At 61.8% G+C, this 17,556-nt stretch carries 13 protein-coding genes and 1 other RNA gene; 5 read left to right on the top strand and 9 right to left on the bottom strand.

Annotation, left to right across the window (positions count from 1 at the left end):
• Positions 1 to 160: 160 nt before the first annotated feature.
• From hflC to ACQY1P_RS14915, 4 genes are all read right to left on the bottom strand, one after another.
• A complete protein-coding gene (hflC, locus tag ACQY1P_RS14900; RefSeq protein ID WP_062581041.1) occupies positions 161 to 1,123 on the bottom strand; it encodes a protease modulator HflC in 963 nt (320 codons plus the stop codon).
• The gene (gene hflK / locus ACQY1P_RS14905) at positions 1,123 to 2,235 is read right to left on the bottom strand and encodes an FtsH protease activity modulator HflK (RefSeq protein ID WP_062581043.1); all 1,113 of its coding nucleotides are present in this window, start codon (positions 2,233 to 2,235) and stop codon (positions 1,123 to 1,125) included. Before hflK ends, hflC begins: the two co-directional genes overlap by 1 nt.
• Positions 2,236 to 2,397: 162 nt before the next feature.
• Positions 2,398 to 2,925, bottom strand: a complete 528-nt coding sequence (locus ACQY1P_RS14910) for a dihydrofolate reductase (protein WP_430254108.1) — start codon at positions 2,923 to 2,925, stop codon at positions 2,398 to 2,400.
• Positions 2,925 to 3,719 carry a thymidylate synthase gene (locus ACQY1P_RS14915; protein WP_184653386.1) on the bottom strand — a complete coding sequence of 265 codons (795 nt, stop codon included), beginning with the start codon at positions 3,717 to 3,719 and terminating at the stop codon, positions 2,925 to 2,927. The genes ACQY1P_RS14910 and ACQY1P_RS14915 overlap by 1 nt, the downstream gene beginning before the upstream one ends.
• A gap of 124 nt (positions 3,720 to 3,843) precedes the next feature.
• Between ACQY1P_RS14915 and ssrA the strand changes: the two genes are divergently transcribed.
• The 4 genes from ssrA (at position 3,844) to ACQY1P_RS14935 (ending at position 5,387) form a co-directional block, all read left to right on the top strand.
• Positions 3,844 to 4,212: a transfer-messenger RNA gene (gene ssrA / locus ACQY1P_RS14920) on the top strand.
• 111 nt (positions 4,213 to 4,323) lie between these two features.
• Positions 4,324 to 4,827, top strand: coding sequence for an SspB family protein (locus ACQY1P_RS14925; RefSeq protein WP_062456270.1), 504 nt, complete (start codon positions 4,324 to 4,326; stop codon positions 4,825 to 4,827).
• Between the two features lie 9 nt (positions 4,828 to 4,836).
• Positions 4,837 to 5,043, top strand: a complete 207-nt coding sequence (locus ACQY1P_RS14930) for a DUF4169 family protein (protein WP_113167506.1) — start codon at positions 4,837 to 4,839, stop codon at positions 5,041 to 5,043.
• 98 nt (positions 5,044 to 5,141) lie between these two features.
• Positions 5,142 to 5,387, top strand: a complete 246-nt coding sequence (locus ACQY1P_RS14935; protein ID WP_062456265.1) for a ribbon-helix-helix domain-containing protein — start codon at positions 5,142 to 5,144, stop codon at positions 5,385 to 5,387.
• 51 nt (positions 5,388 to 5,438) lie between these two features.
• Here the strand turns inward: ACQY1P_RS14935 and ACQY1P_RS14940 are convergent, their stop codons facing one another.
• The 3 genes from ACQY1P_RS14940 to ACQY1P_RS14950 form a co-directional block, all read right to left on the bottom strand.
• Positions 5,439 to 9,167 (bottom strand): AsmA-like C-terminal region-containing protein, encoded by a 3,729-nt coding sequence (locus tag ACQY1P_RS14940; protein WP_430254111.1) that lies wholly within the window; start codon positions 9,165 to 9,167, stop codon positions 5,439 to 5,441.
• 87 nt (positions 9,168 to 9,254) lie between these two features.
• Complete coding sequence (locus ACQY1P_RS14945; protein WP_430254113.1) at positions 9,255 to 10,670, bottom strand: FAD-binding oxidoreductase; 1,416 nt, start codon at positions 10,668 to 10,670, stop codon at positions 9,255 to 9,257.
• A gap of 87 nt (positions 10,671 to 10,757) precedes the next feature.
• Positions 10,758 to 11,621, bottom strand: coding sequence for a DMT family transporter (locus ACQY1P_RS14950; RefSeq protein WP_430254115.1), 864 nt, complete (start codon positions 11,619 to 11,621; stop codon positions 10,758 to 10,760).
• Positions 11,622 to 11,715: 94 nt separating this feature from the next.
• Between ACQY1P_RS14950 and ACQY1P_RS14955 the strand changes: the two genes are divergently transcribed.
• The gene (locus ACQY1P_RS14955) at positions 11,716 to 13,152 is read left to right on the top strand and encodes a PLP-dependent aminotransferase family protein (RefSeq protein WP_430254117.1); all 1,437 of its coding nucleotides are present in this window, start codon (positions 11,716 to 11,718) and stop codon (positions 13,150 to 13,152) included.
• Between the two features lie 10 nt (positions 13,153 to 13,162).
• On the opposite strand, the gene ACQY1P_RS14960 is transcribed toward ACQY1P_RS14955, so the two are convergent.
• Together ACQY1P_RS14960 and ACQY1P_RS14965 are read right to left on the bottom strand one after the other, a co-directional pair.
• Positions 13,163 to 16,348, bottom strand: coding sequence for an efflux RND transporter permease subunit (locus ACQY1P_RS14960; RefSeq protein WP_209901234.1), 3,186 nt, complete (start codon positions 16,346 to 16,348; stop codon positions 13,163 to 13,165).
• Positions 16,345 to 17,523: an efflux RND transporter periplasmic adaptor subunit gene (locus tag ACQY1P_RS14965; RefSeq protein WP_092660643.1), complete on the bottom strand. Its 1,179-nt coding sequence runs from the start codon at positions 17,521 to 17,523 to the stop codon at positions 16,345 to 16,347. Before ACQY1P_RS14965 ends, ACQY1P_RS14960 begins: the two co-directional genes overlap by 4 nt.
• Positions 17,524 to 17,556 lie beyond the last annotated feature (33 nt).

Here is a 17,556-nt window from a genome sequence, read left to right on the forward strand (position 1 = left end):
AACTCGCGCCCCGTTCTGAAGAAAGCATAGGGCGGAATAACGGCCGGGAAAATTACCTTTTCGTGAAACCGCGACCATCAGCGAACATGGATGTGGATGACGGGTGAAAAGGGCAGTTGCGAAAAGGGCGGCCATGACAGGCCGCCCTTTTCTTGAGTGCTTAGTTCGTCGGTTGCGCCGGTGCCGGCTGGGCTGGCGTCGGCTGGGCCGGTGCAGGCCGTCCCGCTGCAGGCGGCGTTACCACGCCGTCCGACGAGTTGAAGAACCGGAAGAACTGTGAATCAGGCGAAAGCACCAGGGTCGTATCCTTCCCGGCCATCGAGGCGACATAGGCGCGCATCGACCGGTAGAACTGGAAGAACGACGGATCACGCTGGAACGCTTCACCGAAGATGCGGTTACGCTCGGCATCGCCCTGACCTCGGATGATCTCCGAATCGCGCTGCGCTTCCGAGACGAACTCGACAACCTGGCGGTCGGCGATAGCACGGCGACGCTGGCCTTCTTCGCTACCACGGGCGCGGATGAGTTCCGCTTCCGCCAGACGCTCGGCACGCATGCGCGCAAACGTCTGCTGCGAGACTTCCTGCGTCAGATCGGTGCGACGGATGCGGACATCCTGGATCTTAACGCCAAGCGTTTCGGCGGCAACGTCGAGATCACGCTTGACCTCGGTCATCATCGACGCACGCTCTTCGGACAGCGCCTCGGTAAAGCTGCGCAGACCGTAGACGCGGCGCAGACCGGCGTCGAGACGCGTGCTGATACGCGATTCGGCAGACACGCGATCGCCCGAAACCGCTTCCCGGAAACGCTGCGGATTTTCGATCCGGTAGATCACGAACGCGTCGACTTCATAGAAGGCACCGCCGCGGACCTGAACGCGGATATTGTCGAGATCCAGGCGAAGTGCGCGGTCTTCGATATACTGAACGCGATCCGCATCGGCAAAGGCGAAGGGAAGCTTGAAATAGATCCCCGGCTCGTTCTTCACGCTCTGAATTTCACCGAAGCGAAGCACGAGCGCCTGCTGCCGTTCGTTGACGACGAAGACCGATGAGTAGACGAGGAACAGGAGAACGGCGAGACCGATCAGGAAAGCGGGCAATTTGTTCGAGATCATCAGTTGCCCCCCTGTGCGGCTGCCGGCCGGTTGATTTCATTGAGCGGCAGATAAGGGACGACGTTCTGACCCTGCTCGATGATGACCTTGTTGGAGTTCTTCAGAACGTTCTCCATGGTCTCGATGAAGATGCGTTCGCGCGTCACGTCCGGCGCGTTCACATATTGGTCGTAGATCGACACGAAGCGCTGCGCTTCACCCTGAGCCTCGTTGACCGTCTGGTCACGATAGGCGGACGCCTCTTCGCGGACCTGCGCGGCCTGACCACGGGCGCCACCAAGCTTCTGGTTGGCGTAGCGATTGGCTTCCTCGACGATACGGTCTTCGTCCTGCTCGGCGCGCTGAACCTCTTCGAACGCGTCTGCCACTTCACGCGGCGGCGCTGCATCTTCGATCGGCACGGCGTTGATGGCAATGCCTGCGCCGTAACGGTCCATCGTGCCCTGAATGATGTCGCGCACCTGCGTCGACATGCCTTCACGAGCGTCGCGGAAAATATCCTGAGCCGGACGGCGTCCGACGACTTCGCGCATGGCGCTGTCTGCAACCTGCTGCAGCGTCTGGGCCGGGGCCTCGACGTTGAAGAGATAGGCGCGTGGATCGGTGACGGTGAAGAGGACCGAAAACTGGACGTTGACGATATTCTGGTCGCCGGTCAGCATCCATCCGGCATTCGAATTGGTGGCACTGCTGCGCGCACCGATATTCTGCTGCTGCTCGGTGACCTTGACGATCTCCACCGTTTCGAACGGCCAGAGATGGAAGTGAAGGCCCGGCATCGACAGCTCTTCCTTGGGCTTTCCAAACCGAAGTTCGACGCCCCGCTCGTCCGGCTGAACCGTATAGATCGATTCGAATGCCAGGAATGCGAGAACGGCCAGAAAGACGACCGCGACTGCTCCGCCGTTGAAACCACCAGGCATAAAACCCTTCAGCCGGTCTTGGCTGCGCCGCAGGATGTCTTCGAGGTCAGGCGGTCCGCCATTTCCCCCTCCGCCACCACCGCCGCCGCGCGGACGGTTCGGGCCTTGTCCCCAAGGTCCTTGATTGTTACCGCCGCCGCCGCCGCCGCCCCATGGGCCGCCGCCGCCATTCTGATTGCTCCAGGGCATCAAAACCTCTTTGTTAGTGCTACTCCCTAACCGGTCGCCTGTCCGAGCCGCCTGAAATGCAGCCGCTCGCGGTCCGTGCCCCCGGTCATGCCGTTATAAGTATCGGAAGAGCCGCTTTCAACGCAGCTTCAATAACTTCCCGGTGTTCGGTAACGAATTATGTCACTTTGGCATCGATCGGCGGCTGTAGACAGCAAAACGGGTGGCAAAGCTGTCGCGCTCGCCGGCCGGGACGAAGATCTCCTCGATCTTTTCGTACACGGTTGGATCGATTGCTGGAAACATCGTATCACCGTCTGAAATATCCGCTTCCACATGGGTCACGTAAAGTCGGTCTGCCAGATCGATTGCTTTCGCGTAGATTTCGCCGCCTCCGAGAATGCCGACCTCTCCGGCACCGGTCGCTGCAGCGATCTCCCTCGCCCGCGCGATCGCCTGCTCGAGGGACGCCGCCGTCTCCACACCCTCGACCGAGAGATCGCGATTGCGGGTGACCACGACATGCGGGCGGCCGGGCAGCGGCTTGCCGCCGAAGCTGTCGAGCGTCTTTCGCCCTACCACCATCGGCTTGCCGAGCGTCATCGCCTTGAAACGCTTGAGGTCGGTCGACAACCGCCAGGGCATGTCGCCATCTCTGCCGATGACATTGTTGCGCGACACCGCGACGAAGATTGCGACCGGAACCGCCATCAGACTGCAATCGGTGCTTTGATGCTGGGATCAGCGATGTAATTCTCCAGCGCAAAATCCTCAAAGCGGAAGGAGAAGATGTCCTTCACATCAGGATTGATACGCAGTGTCGGCAGCGGCTTCGGCTCGCGCGTCATCTGCAGCTGCGCCTGTTCGAAATGATCCGAATAGATATGCGCATCGCCAAGCGTATGCACGAAATCGCCAAGCTTCAGCCCGGTCACCTGCGCCACCATGATGGTCAGGAGCGCGTAAGAGGCGATGTTGAAGGGAACCCCCAAAAATATGTCCGCCGACCGCTGGTAGAGCTGACACGACAGCCGCCCCTCCGACACGTAGAACTGGAACAGGCAATGGCAGGGCGGCAGCGCCATGTCGTCCACCTGTGCAGGATTCCAGGCTGTGACGATGTGCCGGCGCGAGTTCGGGTTGACCTTCAGGTTCTCGATCAGGTTGGCGATCTGATCCACATGACCGCCATCAGGCGTCGGCCATGAGCGCCACTGATATCCGTAAACCGGACCGAGATCGCCTTTTTCGTCCGCCCATTCATCCCAGATGGAGACACCATTCTCCTTGAGATAGGCAATGTTCGTGTCGCCCTTCAGAAACCACAAGAGCTCATGGATGATCGAGCGCAGATGCAGCTTCTTGGTGGTGAGGACCGGAAAACCCTCGTTCAGATCGAATCGCATCTGATAGCCGAAGACCGAGCGGGTACCGGTCCCGGTGCGGTCGCCGCGGTCGGCGCCAGTCTCCATCACGTGCCGGAGAAGGTCGAGATACTGCTTCATGGGTCTTCCGCCGATTGGTCGAGATCGTCCTACATAATAGCACGAAGCCTACTCACCAATCACCTCCCCGTCACCGGCGCGGCTTTTCCAAGCTTTTCACGTTGATGATAGGAATATGACGAGACCTCTTTTCATCCGGTTCGCAAACCCCTATATCACTCGTGCCGGACTTCGGTTCGGATATGGCGATAAACGGTCGATGAAATAAGCCTATTGGACCCGGGGGCGGTACCCGGCGCCTCCACCACAAACCGGTCGGTCAATCTGGACCGGCTTGTGATGGGGGCGAAATAGGATCGACAAGGGTGTAAAGATCGAACTTTTGCTCGGCATGATACCGCCGTTATCGGGTCACAAGTGTAGTTGCAAATGACAACAACGCTAAGGGTTACGCTCTCGCTGCCTAATGGCGGTGCGGGAAACCCGAACTAAGTCCTTACGGTTAGCCCCGTAAGGCGGGGTCCGGAGGCACCTGGCAACAGAAGCCTTCACCTTCGCTCACCGGTGGAATATCATGACATGACTCGACGCCGAAGCGGACTTCCCCGCGGGCGCGTCTCGTGACATAAGCGGCGTTTGAAGAGCAATAGAAAGACAGGATCGCATGGGGCAGGATCACATCCGCTACGATATTCTGGCACAGGACGCCCTCCGCGGCGTTATCCGCAAGGTTTTGTCCGAGGTCGCGGCAACCGGCAGACTGCCGGGTGACCACCACTTCTTCATCACATTCCTGACCGGCGCACCCGGGGTACGAATCTCTCCGGCGCTGAAGTCGAAATATCCGGAACAGATGACGATCGTCGTCCAGCACCAGTTCTGGGACCTCAAGATCACCGATACGCTGTTTGAAATCGGCCTGTCGTTCAACGATACGCCGGAACGCCTGGTCATCCCGTTCAACACGATCCGCGGCTTCTACGACCCGTCCGTGAATTTCGAACTCGAGTTCGAAGTGCCGATGGTCGAGGAAGGCGAAGTTTCCGCCGAGATCACCGCGATCCCGGTCGATACCACGCCAAAGGTTGTGGATGCGGATGCCGCCACCGGCGAGGACAAGAAGGAAGGCTCCGTCGTCTCCCTCGATTCGTTCCGCAAGAAGCAGTAGGCAGACACGATGTGCGCCGAGATCGTCAACCTTCGGCAGTTTCGCAAAGGCAAGGCGCGTTCGCAAAAGGACGCGGCTGCCGAACAGAACCGCATCAGCTTTGGCCGCACCAAGAGTGAAAAGCAGCTGACGACGGCCCTCAACGAAAAAGCGGGGAAAACCCTCGATCAGGGTAAGCTCGAAAAGCCTTCTCCGGAAACGGACGAACGGCGTTAAGGCTTCGTTAGGCTGACTCATGGCAACGGCTTGACCGTGCGCATGCGACATCCTCAATTGCGCTCCATCAATCACCATGAGGGTGACGGGGCCTACACTTGATCCGAAAACATTCTGCGACCCTGCACGGTCATCGAACGAGTTTTTCGCTGGAAGATGAATTCTGGCATGAACTGAAATCCATTGCTGCCAAACGCGGCATCAGTCTGGCCGCCTTGATCGCCGAGGTCGACGACGGTCGTTCGGAAGACAACAATCTTTCCTCTGCACTCCGCCTGCATGTGCTGCGCTGGTTCAAGACCTCGCTGGCAGACTGTCTTGCCGGGCTGCCAGCGAGGCGCTGACGGTCAGCGTCCTCCCACCCCCCATTTGCTCTGATCAGCGTGCCGCCGCACTCACGGCTGCACGCCCGGCAAACTGGGGTTTGAAGAGCGACCCGTACCCGAAGGCTGCTCTTGGAAAAGGTCGCCGGCGGGTGGCATCGTGAACGGCGCCGGCGCCGATGGCTGCTGGTTCTGCCTTTGGATTTCCCGTTGCCGCTCCTGCTGGAGCCGGGCTGCTTCAGCGCGCCGTGCCGCCTCCTGCCGTTCGGCTTCCTGGCTTCTGCGTTCTGCCTCCGCCGCCTCCTGGCGTGCCCGCTCCTCGGCCTCTGCCTTGACGCGTGCCGCCTCCCGTTCCACGCCACGAAATGTATACAGCGCGACTTCGCGGCGCAGCCGCTGCTTCTCGAGCACGCTTGCCTGCAGCGTTTCGACGCGGCGGCGTTCCTGTTCGAAGGCACGCAGTGACAGGAAGTTTGCCATTGCGGCCATATCAATACGCTGTTCCGGCTGCTCGAGCGATCCGGAATAACCGAGCGTGACAGTCGGTTCTCCCCCCGCCACAGCCTCTTCACCCGCATCGTATCGGACCGACAGCCCGGCATCGATGCGACTATCGACAAAGTCGAGCACGCCCTCAGCCGAGATCTGTGCGGCTCCGGCCGTTGCCGTAAAATTCTGAACCCGTGCGGCGCCGCCGGTAATCGTCATCGGAATGGTTACGGACCCGAGCCGGGTTGTCCCTTTCAGGACCTCAGTTGTCACGATCGGTTGAACCGAGGCCTCGTTGACCTCGCCCTGCAGCCTGTCGGCACCGGCAAGAATCGGCGCGAGCGCATCCGGATTGATCCCGGCAATCTCGAAATCCTTCAGGCGAATCTCGCCGGAGCCGCTGACGCCATGCATGAGTTCGTCCATGCTCTTGCCCGTGGCCTCGATGCTGACAGTGCTGTCCAGCTTGCCAGCCGCGACCGGTGTGCCACCCTTCTGCCAGACGAGCGGCGCGAGGTCGGCGTTTTCGACCTGCAGCTTTGCCTGGACGATACCGGTCGCATCGCCGTTCGACATCATCAGCCGTCCGGACAGCTTCCCGCCCTGCCAGGTTCCGGACGCGTTGTCGAGCGTCAGACCACCGGCTTTGCTGTTCACCTTGCCCGAAAAACCGGTGATTGTTCCAAGCGCATCCGCCCGGAGCGTTTTTGCCGACAGATTGATGCCGACATCCGTCGATCCAATCAGCGGCGTGGCGAACGGCGTCTTTGATGGGGCGCCTGTCACGCCATTCTCCATCGGCCCGAATACCGCCTCGCCCATCCAGGCAAGGTCGATCGTGTCGACAGACATATCGCCGGTAACAGGCAGGCCGGGAGCGCGGCGATCGGCGGATAGCGATCCACCGACAGTGTTTCCGGCAAGATCGCCAGTGAGGCCCGAAACTTTCACAGTGTCCGCCGAAAGCTCGACATCGGCGGCGAGATCGACAGGCAGTCCGCTGCCGAATTGTGGCAGGCTGACGCCGGTGACCAGCAGATAGGGTTCGAGATCGGCGCTCTTGAGCGACACCCGCGCGCGCCCTTCGCCAAATCCGGCATTCTGGATGGTCACGTCGCCGGCCATCAGCAACGATGTTTTCGGCGTCGTGAAGCTCAGTTCCGTGGTGGCCGCTTGCTGTTCCTTTTGCTGCAAGGTCAGCGCCAACCGCCCCGCCCCGTCACCATCGAATGGCAAGGGATCGAGGCCGGCTTGACCGAGAAGAACCGTCGCCTTCGGGTTGGCAAGCGATGCAGACAGGGTCATTGCATTGCCTGCCGTGAGATCGAAGATGCCGGGCAGCTTCAGATCGGCATCGACCGTGCTGCCATTCGCCTTGCCGCGCAGCTTGATATTCGCACCGCCAAGACCGCTGCCGCCGAGCGAAATATCGGCGATCAGATCTGAATCCGCATACCAGCTGCCGTTTCGGGCCAACCGGTCGAGCAACGGATGATGCGGCAGCCGATCCCGCAGCATGGTGATGAAAGACGTAGGGGCCGGTGAACGGAAACTCACCGACCCGGTCCCGCCGTAGGAAACTAGCGAGCCCTCGAACATGCCTTTGGCGGACAAGGTGGCACCCTCGATATCGCCGACAGTCAGCCGCTCCAGCGACAACACGCCCTCGGCCACGCTAAACGCGGTATCGACCTTGGTTGCGACGACGCCTAGAGCCGTCAGCCGGTCGGCCTTGAGGCTTGCCGCGACCCGGTGATCGAGCACATCCTGACCGGCATCGTCGCCGGTGACCAGCGACGCGAGCGCGCGCATCGCGTCGATATCGATCTCGTTGCCGGCAAGCGCCATGGAAAGGCTTGGTGGCTGGCCGTTCGGCGACTGGCGCTCCAGCCTTCCTTTTAGCGTTGCAGGGCCTATCCCAAGTTCCAGAGCTTCGAACCGCTGAAGTTCCGGCGTGAGGTTCACCTTGGCCGAGAAGCCGGCGTTTTTCAGCTGCCGGATCGCAGGATCAACGCTGCCGGACAGCCAGTCGGCAAGCCCGGAGGGCTGTGTCGATGCAACCAGCATGTCGCCGACGAAAGCGGTTCGGTTTGCAAGGTTGAGATTTCCCTTGGCCTCCAGCTGGGTGCGGCCCGGCAGGGTGGCAGTCACGTTGTCGACGGCCCAGCCGCGGCCGGCCGGTCTGACGTCGAGATGGATGTCGCGGATCGTTGTGTCGTTGAAGACGATCGCCGGCAGCTTGAGGTTGACCCTTCCTGGCACCTGCGGGATCGGGATCGATGCCACCATCTGCACGAAAGCATTGAGGCGGCGCTGCGCGGATGCTGCCGGATTGCGTCCGGTCTTAGCCTGAGGACCGTCACTTAGCCGGTTGACGTCGATCTGCTGGCCATCGGCCGTCAGCAGGAATTCCGGCTTCGGCCCGGTATCGAGCGTTGCCTCGCCGGTGACGACGTAAGGATTTTCCTTCGGACCGACCTCGACCCGGTATTGCGGAATGCGGGCCCGCTCGCCGGTCAGCTCGAAATCGCCGGACACGCGCGGACCGGGCGGCGGCGCCTTGACCGGCTCGGACTCGTCTTCTTCCTGCAGGAAGGCAAGGTTGAACTTGCCGTTGTAGCTGGGCTTGTTGTCGACTGCGGCAAGTTCGCCATCGAAATCGACCACGACCGGATGGGCATCCGGCCAGACGCGAAGCCGCAATGGAATCTGCCGTCCCTCGGCGGCGGCTTCACCGCTTGTCAGGCTGAAGCGGGCCTCCTGGCCATCCAGCACCGCATTGCCCTCGCCCCGCCATGGCCCGGCAAGCGTCCCCGCCGACAGGTCGGTGGACAATCCGGTCATGTGGCGGACCTGGCCGCTGCGATCGTCGATGATCTCGATTTCGCCACCCATGATATGGACGTCTTCGAGAATGACGCTGCGGGCCGCGATCGTCGGGCGACTGCCGCGCAGCCATTCGAACGTGCCGTCCTTCAGGATGCGTAAGCGAACCTTCGGCTTGTCGATGCGCATATCGAAAATGCGTGCTTCGCCGGAGAGAAACGGCGCGAGCTCCATATCCATCGAGAATTGCGCGACCTGCACCAGCGGTTGGCCATCGACATCCTGCCCGACGCGCACGTCGTGCAGCGTGACCGACGGAAACGGCAGGATCCGGGCATCGACCGAGCCATGCACGGCGACCTTCTTGCCGAGCAGACGGCTGGCCTGATCCTCGAAAGCGACGCGGAAGCTTGACCAGTCGACAAAGAACGGCACCAGCAACGCCGCAAACAGCGCCGCCACGACCAATCCGCCCAAAGCCAACATGATGCGTCCGAGCACCGGCCTATCTCCCTGTTTCTACGGCAAGAGTAGTTCCACGCGCCGGACTGGCAAGTCAATCATTGGGGAGTGTTATTCCGCAATGCGGAAGATCTTTCCCGGATTGAAGAGGTTTTGCGGATCAAAGCCTTTCTTGATCGACCGCATCAGCTCGACGGCGCCGCCCAGTTCCTCGTCGAGATAGGACATCTTGCCCTGCCCGACGCCGTGTTCGCCCGTGCAGGTTCCGTCCATCGCCAGCGCCCGGCGGCTCAGCCGTCCCGTAAACGCCTCGACATTGGCAACGGAAGCCGGATCCTTGTCGTCGAAAAGCACGAGAACGTGGAAATTGCCATCGCCCGCATGGCCGACGATCGGGGCCAGAAGCCCCGCATCGCGAATATCGGCCTGGGTCTCGGCCACGCATTCCGCCAGTCGCGAGATCGGTACGCAGACATCGGTGGAAAGCCCGTTGAGCGACGGATCGAGCGCGCGGCCGGCCCAGTAGGCATTGTGGCGGGCGTTCCACAGCTTCGTGCGTTCCTCGGCATTGGCAGTCCAATGGAACTCGTCACCACCACAGTCGGATGCGACCTCGGCGAACTGTTCCGACTGGATGCGGACCGTTTCCTCGGTGCCGTGGAATTCGAGAAACAATGTCGGCTTCTCCGGATAGGATAGGCCCGAGTAAGCGTTGCAGGCGCGGATCTGCACGTCGTCCAAAAGTTCGATACGGGCAACCGGAATGCCCATCTGAATAGTCATGATGACGGCATCGCAGGCATCCTCGACGCTCGGGAAGGCGCAGACGCCACCGCCGATCTTTTCCGGAATGCCCTGAAGCTTCAGCGTCACCGACGTGATCACGCCGAGCGTCCCTTCGGAGCCCACGAAAAGCCGGGTCAGATCGTAGCCGGCCGAGGATTTGCGGGCACGACGCGCGGTGCGGATCTCTTCGCCATCTGCGGTCACCACGGTCAGCGCGAGGACATTGTCCTTCATCGTGCCATAACGTACGGCGTTGGTGCCGGACGCCCTAGTTGACGCCATGCCGCCGATCGTTGCGTTGGCGCCGGGATCGATCGGAAAGAACAGGCCGGTATCGCGCAGTTCGCGGTTCAGCTCCTCACGCGTCATCCCCGGCTCGACGGTGACGTCGAGATCTTCAGGGCTGATGCGAAGGACCTTGTTCATGCGGCTGAAATCGATCGAAATGCCGCCGGACGGCGCATTGACTTGTCCTTCAAGCGAGGAACCGATGCCAAACGGGATCATCGGAACCCGATGCTCGCCGCACACCTTCACCACGGTCTTCACGTCGTCGCTCGTCTCGACGAACACGACGCCATCGGGAAGCTGGCCCGGAAGATAGGTGGTCGTGTGGGCATGCTGTTCGCGGAACGACTGGCCGGTCTGGAACCGCTCGCCGAAAGCCTGTTTCAAGATACCGAGGACCGCGGCAATGCCCTCCTCGTTCCGTTGGCCTGCCTTCACGTCGCGAATTGCCATGCTACGTCTCCTCAAGATGCTACGGCTTGGTTAGGAGACACGGCAAGGTTTGTCCAGAACGAACACCCCCGCATCGGTACGGTGGGCCTATCGCGCGAAGCGGCGAGCACCGGCGACACAGAGGATGACGGCCAGCGTCACAACGATCATCATCGGGCTGATGCTTTCACCGAGCAGCAGGGCGGCAAGCACGAGGCCGAAGAATGGCTGCGTCAGTTGCAGCTGCCCCACTGCAGCAATGCCGCCCTGCGCCAGCCCGCGGTACCAGAAGATAAAACCGATCAGCATGCTGAAGAGTGAGACATAGCCGAGGCCAAGCCATGCCGGCATGCGGATTGCTGAGAAATCCGGCGGCAGCTGCGTAAGCGTGATGACGACCATAACCGGCAGAGATAGAACAAGCGCCCAGCAGATCACCTGCCACCCCCCGAGCGTCCGCGACAGGCGGCCACCTTCCGCATAACCGAGGCCGCAGACAAGAACCGCGGCAAGCATCATGCCGTCGCCATAGGGTGACGCCATCACACCCTGCGACAGCGCAAAACCGGCAACGCAAGCGCTCCCGGCAATCGCGAAGATCCAGAATGCCCGCCTGGGTCTCTCGCCACCGCGCAGAACAGCAAAGCATGCCGTCGCGAGCGGCAACAGAGCGATGAAGACGATGGAATGGGCCGATGTCACGTGCTGGAGTGCCAGCGCAGTGAGAAGCGGAAAACCCACCACGACGCCGAGAGCGATGACGACGAGAGACACGAGGTCGCGGCGCGATGGCCATTTCTCCCGGAAGACAAGGAGAATGCAGAGCGCGAGGATGCCGGCAATCGCGGCGCGGGCAACGGTTAGAAAAACCGGATCGAACTGCGCGACGGCAACCCTTGTCGCCGGCAGCGAGCCGCTGAAGATGATCACGCCGATCATGCCGTTGATCCAACCTGAAAGAGAACGATCCATAAGCCTGCACACCCCTGCCAAAAACCTTCGACGCTTATGCGCGCAAGCCTCTGGCAGAGACAGCTACACTCAGGTACGATTTGACAAAACTGTAATGGTGCATGGGGAAGTACGGATGGACTTGGGGACGCAAGGTGGGCAGAAGGTCGCCATGGTCGTTTCGACCATCCGGCAACGGATTTCCGGGCGCAGCCTTGTGCCCGGAGCAAAGCTTCCCTCCGTGCGCAGCCTCGCAGCAACTTTGAAAGTGTCCACCTCCACCGTTGTCGATGCGTATGACCGGCTGACGGCAGAGGGCGTGATCACCTCCCGCCCCGGCTCCGGTTTCTACGTTGCCAACCAGACGGCACCGTTGTCGCTCGCGCAGGTCGGTCCGAAGCTCGACCGCGCCGTCGATCCCTTGTGGGTGTCGCGGCAATCGCTCGATGTCCGGCGCGATGGCCTCACGCCGGGTTGTGGCTGGCTACCGCCATCCTGGTTACCGGACGAGACCCTGCGGCGATCGCTTCGCACGCTGTCCCGCGGCGATACGGCAGCGCTTACGGACTACGGTTCTCCGCTCGGCCTGACACCGCTTCGAAGCCTGATTGCGCGCAGAATGGGAGAGCGCGGCATCGAGGCGTCGCCCGACCAGATCGTGCTGTCCGATTCCGGCACCCAGGCAATCGACCTTCTCTGCCGGTTCCTGATCGAGCCCGGAGACACCGTCCTCGTGGACGACCCCTGCTACTTCAATTTCCAGGCGATCCTGCGCGCCCATCGCGCCCGGATCGTCGGCGTGCCCTATACGCCGAACGGGCCTGATCTCGACGCTTTCGCGAACGTCCTCGCTGGGCACCGCCCTCGCCTCTACATCACCAATTCGGCGGTCCACAATCCGACCGGGGCAACGCTTAGTCCCGTCACGGCGCATCGCGTTCTGAAACTTGCCGAACAGTTCGGCCTGACGATCGTCGAGGACGATATCTTTTCGGATTTCGAGCATTCGCCGGCACCAAGGCTGGCTGCCTTTGACGGTCTTGACCGGGTCATTCATATCGGCAGCTTTTCGAAAACTCTCTCCGCTTCGGTCCGCTGCGGCTTCATCGCCACCAAGCGGGACTGGATCGAGGGTCTGACCGACCTCAAGATCGCGACCTCGTTCGGCGGGCCATCGCTTGCGTCCGAACTGGTCTACCAGGCGCTGAGCGATGCCAGCTACCGCAAGCATCTGGATACGATCAGGGGGCGGCTCGCCGGCGCAAGGGTCGAGGTATCGGGACGGCTGAAGGCGATCGGCATCGTGCCGTGGATCGAGCCGCAGGCAGGCATGTTTCTGTGGTGCCGGCTGCCCGATGGTCTCGATTCCGCCGACGTCGCACGGGCGGCATTGAAGAACAACATCGTGCTCGCCCCGGGCAATGTCTTCAGCCCGTCGCAATCAGCGACGAGTTCCATGCGCTTCAACGTGTCGCAATCGCTCGATGGACGGATCTACGACGTCCTGAAGCAGATTTTCGCCGACATGCGAAACCCCGAAACCGTTGCCTGAAGGCAAGCCCTTACTCGGCTGCCATCAGCTGCTGCTCTTTCGTATCGTTGGCGCGTCCCTTCCGGGCGCTTTCCAGCTCGTCCTGCAGCCGCTGTTCCTCGTGCACCTGTGGCTTGGAGAAGCGGGCGATCAACAAGTATGCGACAGGGGTGATATAGAGCGTCACCATGGTTGCCATGCCGAGGCCACCGACGATCACCCAGCCGAGCGCGATACGGGCTTCGGCACCGGCGCCCTTGGCAAGAACAAGAGGCACGCCGCCGATCACGGTGGCGATCATCGTCATCATCACCGGTCGAAGACGGATCGCGCACGCCCGTTCGATCGCCTCGCGGCAGGACGCGCCCTCGTTGCGCAGATGGTTGGCGAACTCGACAATCAGAATGCCGTTTTTCGCCATGACCCCGACAAGCAGCACAAGCCCGATCTGGCTGTAGACGTTGAGACTTGAGCCGGTCAGAACCAAGGCGAAGGCGGCGCAGGCAAGTCCCAGCGGCACCGTGGACATGATGATGATCGAGGACAGGACACTTTCGAACTGCGCCGCAAGCACCAGGAAGATGATGGCGATCGCAAAGCCGAATGTCAGCGCCATGCCGCTCGAGTTTTCCTTGAGTGTCGCAGCCTCTGCCAACGGTATCAGACGTGATCCAGCTGGCAGGAGCGGCTGCGCAAGCTCGGTCGCCGCCTGGACCGCCTGACCGAGCGAGACACCGTCCTTGAGGCTTGCCGAGAAGGAGACTGCCGCAAGCCGTTGTTCGCGGTTGAGCCTCGGCGCCACGGCCCGTTCCTCGAGCGTCGCGACGGTGGAGAGCGGCACCATGCGGCCATCCTTGGCCTTCAGAAAAATGTTCTCGAGATCCGTCGGGTCATCGATCGGACGCGTCGTCGATGTCAGCTTGACCGGTGTCGCCTCGCCGTCGACAAACACGTCCACCACAGATCGGCCTTCGAGAAGAGACTGCAGCGACGTGCCGAGATTCGTGATGTCGATTCCGAGATCCGATGCCCGCTCACGGTTCACCGACACGAAGATCTGGGCCTGTGTCGGCTCGTTGTTGAGACGCGGCGTATCGAACAATCCGCTCGCGCGAAGCTGGTCCACCAGTTTCAGCGCGGCGGCCGTCAGCTCTTCATGATTGGTGCCGACCATCGCCATCTGCAACCCGTTGCCGGCACCGCGGATACGCAGACTGTTCTGCTGCGTCGCGAAGGCGCGAAGCGAGGGCACGGTCGCGGTGGCCGCGTTGATATCCCGGACGATATCGGCCTGGCTGCGCTCCCGCTCGGACCAAGGCGCGAGGGTCAGAACCATGAAACCGTTATTGGTGGCGCCACCCTGCCCCGAGATCGAATAGATGTTCTGGATCTCGCCGGACGCCACGAGCGGCTGCAGTTTCTCTTCGATCTGCTGCAGCTTGTCGCGCATATATTGCAGGCTGATGCCTTCGGGCGCCGTCGCCCGCAGCATGACCATGGCCCGGTCTTCCGGCGGGGTCAGTTCGCTCTTGACCGTCTTGAAGGCCATATAGCCGGCACCGCCGAACAGCAGCGCGAAGACGATGACGATCGCCGGCGCGCCAAGGCAGGCATGCAGCGTCACCCGGTAGAAATTGGCAAACAGCGTTCCGAACCGGCCAAGCAGGCCGTCGTTCTTTTCCTGTATCGGCTTGGTCAGCATGCGCGACGCAAGCATCGGGCAAAGCGTCAGCGCCGTGACCGAAGACAGCGCGACGGCAAACGCCAGAACGAAACCGAACTCGCGGAACAGGCCACCCATCTGGCCGGGCAGGAAGGACAGCGGAATAAACACGGCGGCAAGCGTGGCGGTCGTCGCCAGCACCGCGAAGAAAACCTCCTGCGTGCCGATCACGGCGGCCGCGCGCGGACCCATCCCCTCGGATCGTCGCCGCACGATATTTTCGAGAACGACGATCGCGTCATCCACCACAAGGCCGGTCGCAAGAACGATCGCCAGCAGCGTCAGAATGTTGATCGAGAACCCGACGGCATAGATCGCGACCAGCGTACCGATCAGCGCCACCGGCATGGTGAGCGCCGGGATCAGCGTCGCCTTCCAGTCGCGCAGGAAGAGATAGATGACGGCAATGACGATCGTGCCCGACAGCGCCAGCGCGATCTCGACCTCGTGCAGCGCGCCTTCGATGAAGACCGCATCGTCACTGGTGATGGCAATGCGCGTGCCCTCGGGCAGCGTCTTCTGGAGATCGGCGACGGCGGCCCGCACGCCTTCCGAAATGCTGAGCGTGTTCGATTGCGCCTGGCGCAGCACGCCCAGACCAACGCCGGGAACGCCATTCGATCGCAACGCCGTCGTGCCGTCGTCCGGCCCCAGCATCACGGTCGCCACATCGCGCAGCCGGACATTGTTGCCCAGCATTACGTTTTCGAAGTCTTCGGGCTTGGTCAGGCTCGCCGTCGCGCGCACGACAATGTCCTGCGTCGAGGATTCCAGCGACCCGGCGGGCACGTCGAGGGCAGCCGTCGATAGCGCCTCGGAGAGGTCTGCAATCGTCAGCCCACGACTGGCAAGCGCCGTCTGGTTCACGTCAACGCGGAAGACCTTTTCCTGATCGCCGTAGAGCTCCACGTCAGCGACGCCGTCAACCGACGCAAGCCGGTCGGACACCTCGTTATCGACGAGAAGCGTCAGGTCTTCCATCGACAACGAGTTGGACGTAACGGCAAGCCGCATGATCGGCTGGCTGTCGGAATCGGCCTTGATGATGCGCGGCTCGTCCACGTCGTCAGGCAACTGGCCGGTGACACGACCAAGCGCATCGCGCACGTCGTTGGCGGCCACCGCAAGATCGGCGGTGTCGTTGAATTCCAGCGTGACACGGCTCTGGCCGAACTGCGATTCCGACGAAACGGCCTTGAGGCCGGCGACCCGGGCAACCGCGCCCTCGATGATATCGGTCACCTCCTGGTCCATCGTCTGGGCAGAAGCGCCGTCATAGGTGGTGCGGATGGTGATGACCGGCTGGTCCACATCCGGCAACTCGCGCACCTCGACGCCGGCAAGAGCAGCAAGGCCTGCGACGACAAGAAGCGTGTTGAGAACCGCGGCAAGGACCGGCCGCCGCACAAAGAGCGCGGTAAAGCTGTTCTGCTTTCCGGAAGACTGGCCGGACGACCCGTTGTTATTGGCGTTACCGCTGTGGCTGCTGCTCATCGGCTGGCGACCTCCGGCGGCTTTTCACCGGCAATGCGGACGGCACCATTTTCCCGGACCCGTTGCAACCCTTCGGTTGCCACGACATCGCCATCCTTCAGATTGGCCGAGACGAGGATCGCATCGGGATTGCGCTGGATCACCCTCACCCGCTCCTTGACCGATTTGTGATCGACGATATGCCAGACGAACGAGCCTTTCGCATCCCACTGGACTGCAAGCGGATCGACGCTTGGAAAGGTCTCGCCCGGAAACCGCATCGTCACGCCGAAAGACATGCCGGCGCGGAGTTCGTCATCAACATTGGGAATTCTGGCACGAATGCGGATCGTACGGCTTGCCGGATCGACCCTGTTGTCGACGGCCTCGACCGAACCCTCGAAGGTGCGGCCTGGACGCGAGACGGAGGCGGCCTCGACCGGCATGCCAGGCTTGACCTGAACCGCGAAACGCTCCGGCGCCCAGAAATCCACCAGTAGCTCGGTACGGTTGTCGATCGTCACGATATTGCTTGCGGTCGTGACGTTGTCACCGATATTGACCGCGACGATGCCGACGATCCCGTCGATCGGCGCAACGACCGAGCGACGCTTCAGCGCCAGTTCGGCGTTGGTGACCGTCAGCTGCGCCGTTTCGGACGCAATCTGCGCGTCGAGCACGTCGAGGCGGGAGAAGCTCTTGAGGTTCCGGTAAGTATCGGATTTCTCACGCGCACTGCGCAACACCACCTGCGCCTGATCGCGCAGGATGATCTGCTCGTCGTCATCGAGCTGCGCAAGAATCTGGCCCTTTTTGACCATGTCGCCGGATTTGACGAGGATCTCGTTTACGGTGCCCGTCGCCTGCGGCATCACGATAACCGACTGGATCGCCTCGCCGTCACCGATCGCCGACAGTCTGTCATTGACCACACCGGTTCCGACGGGTCTGGTTGCAACCAACACCACCTGGCTCTCACCGCCGCCCCGCTGCCCGCCGCGCGATGACGAAGCCGGTGCGCCCGCAACCGTTGCGGCCGCCGGCTCGGCGACATCAGGATTGATGGAAATCACCACTCCTGCGGGAACGCCCATCGAAATCAGTGACCGCCCGGCATCTGCCGACAGGTAGACCCAGAGACAGAGCCCTCCGAGCAGTACCGCAACCGACATCAGAAGCTGGTTCCAGATCCGCATTCATTCCTCGCAAGTCTATCGATAAGTGGTGCA

It is taken from the genome of Neorhizobium sp. DAR64872/K0K18, assembly GCF_050500175.1.
GTDB classification, from domain to species: domain Bacteria; phylum Pseudomonadota; class Alphaproteobacteria; order Rhizobiales; family Rhizobiaceae; genus Neorhizobium; species Neorhizobium soli.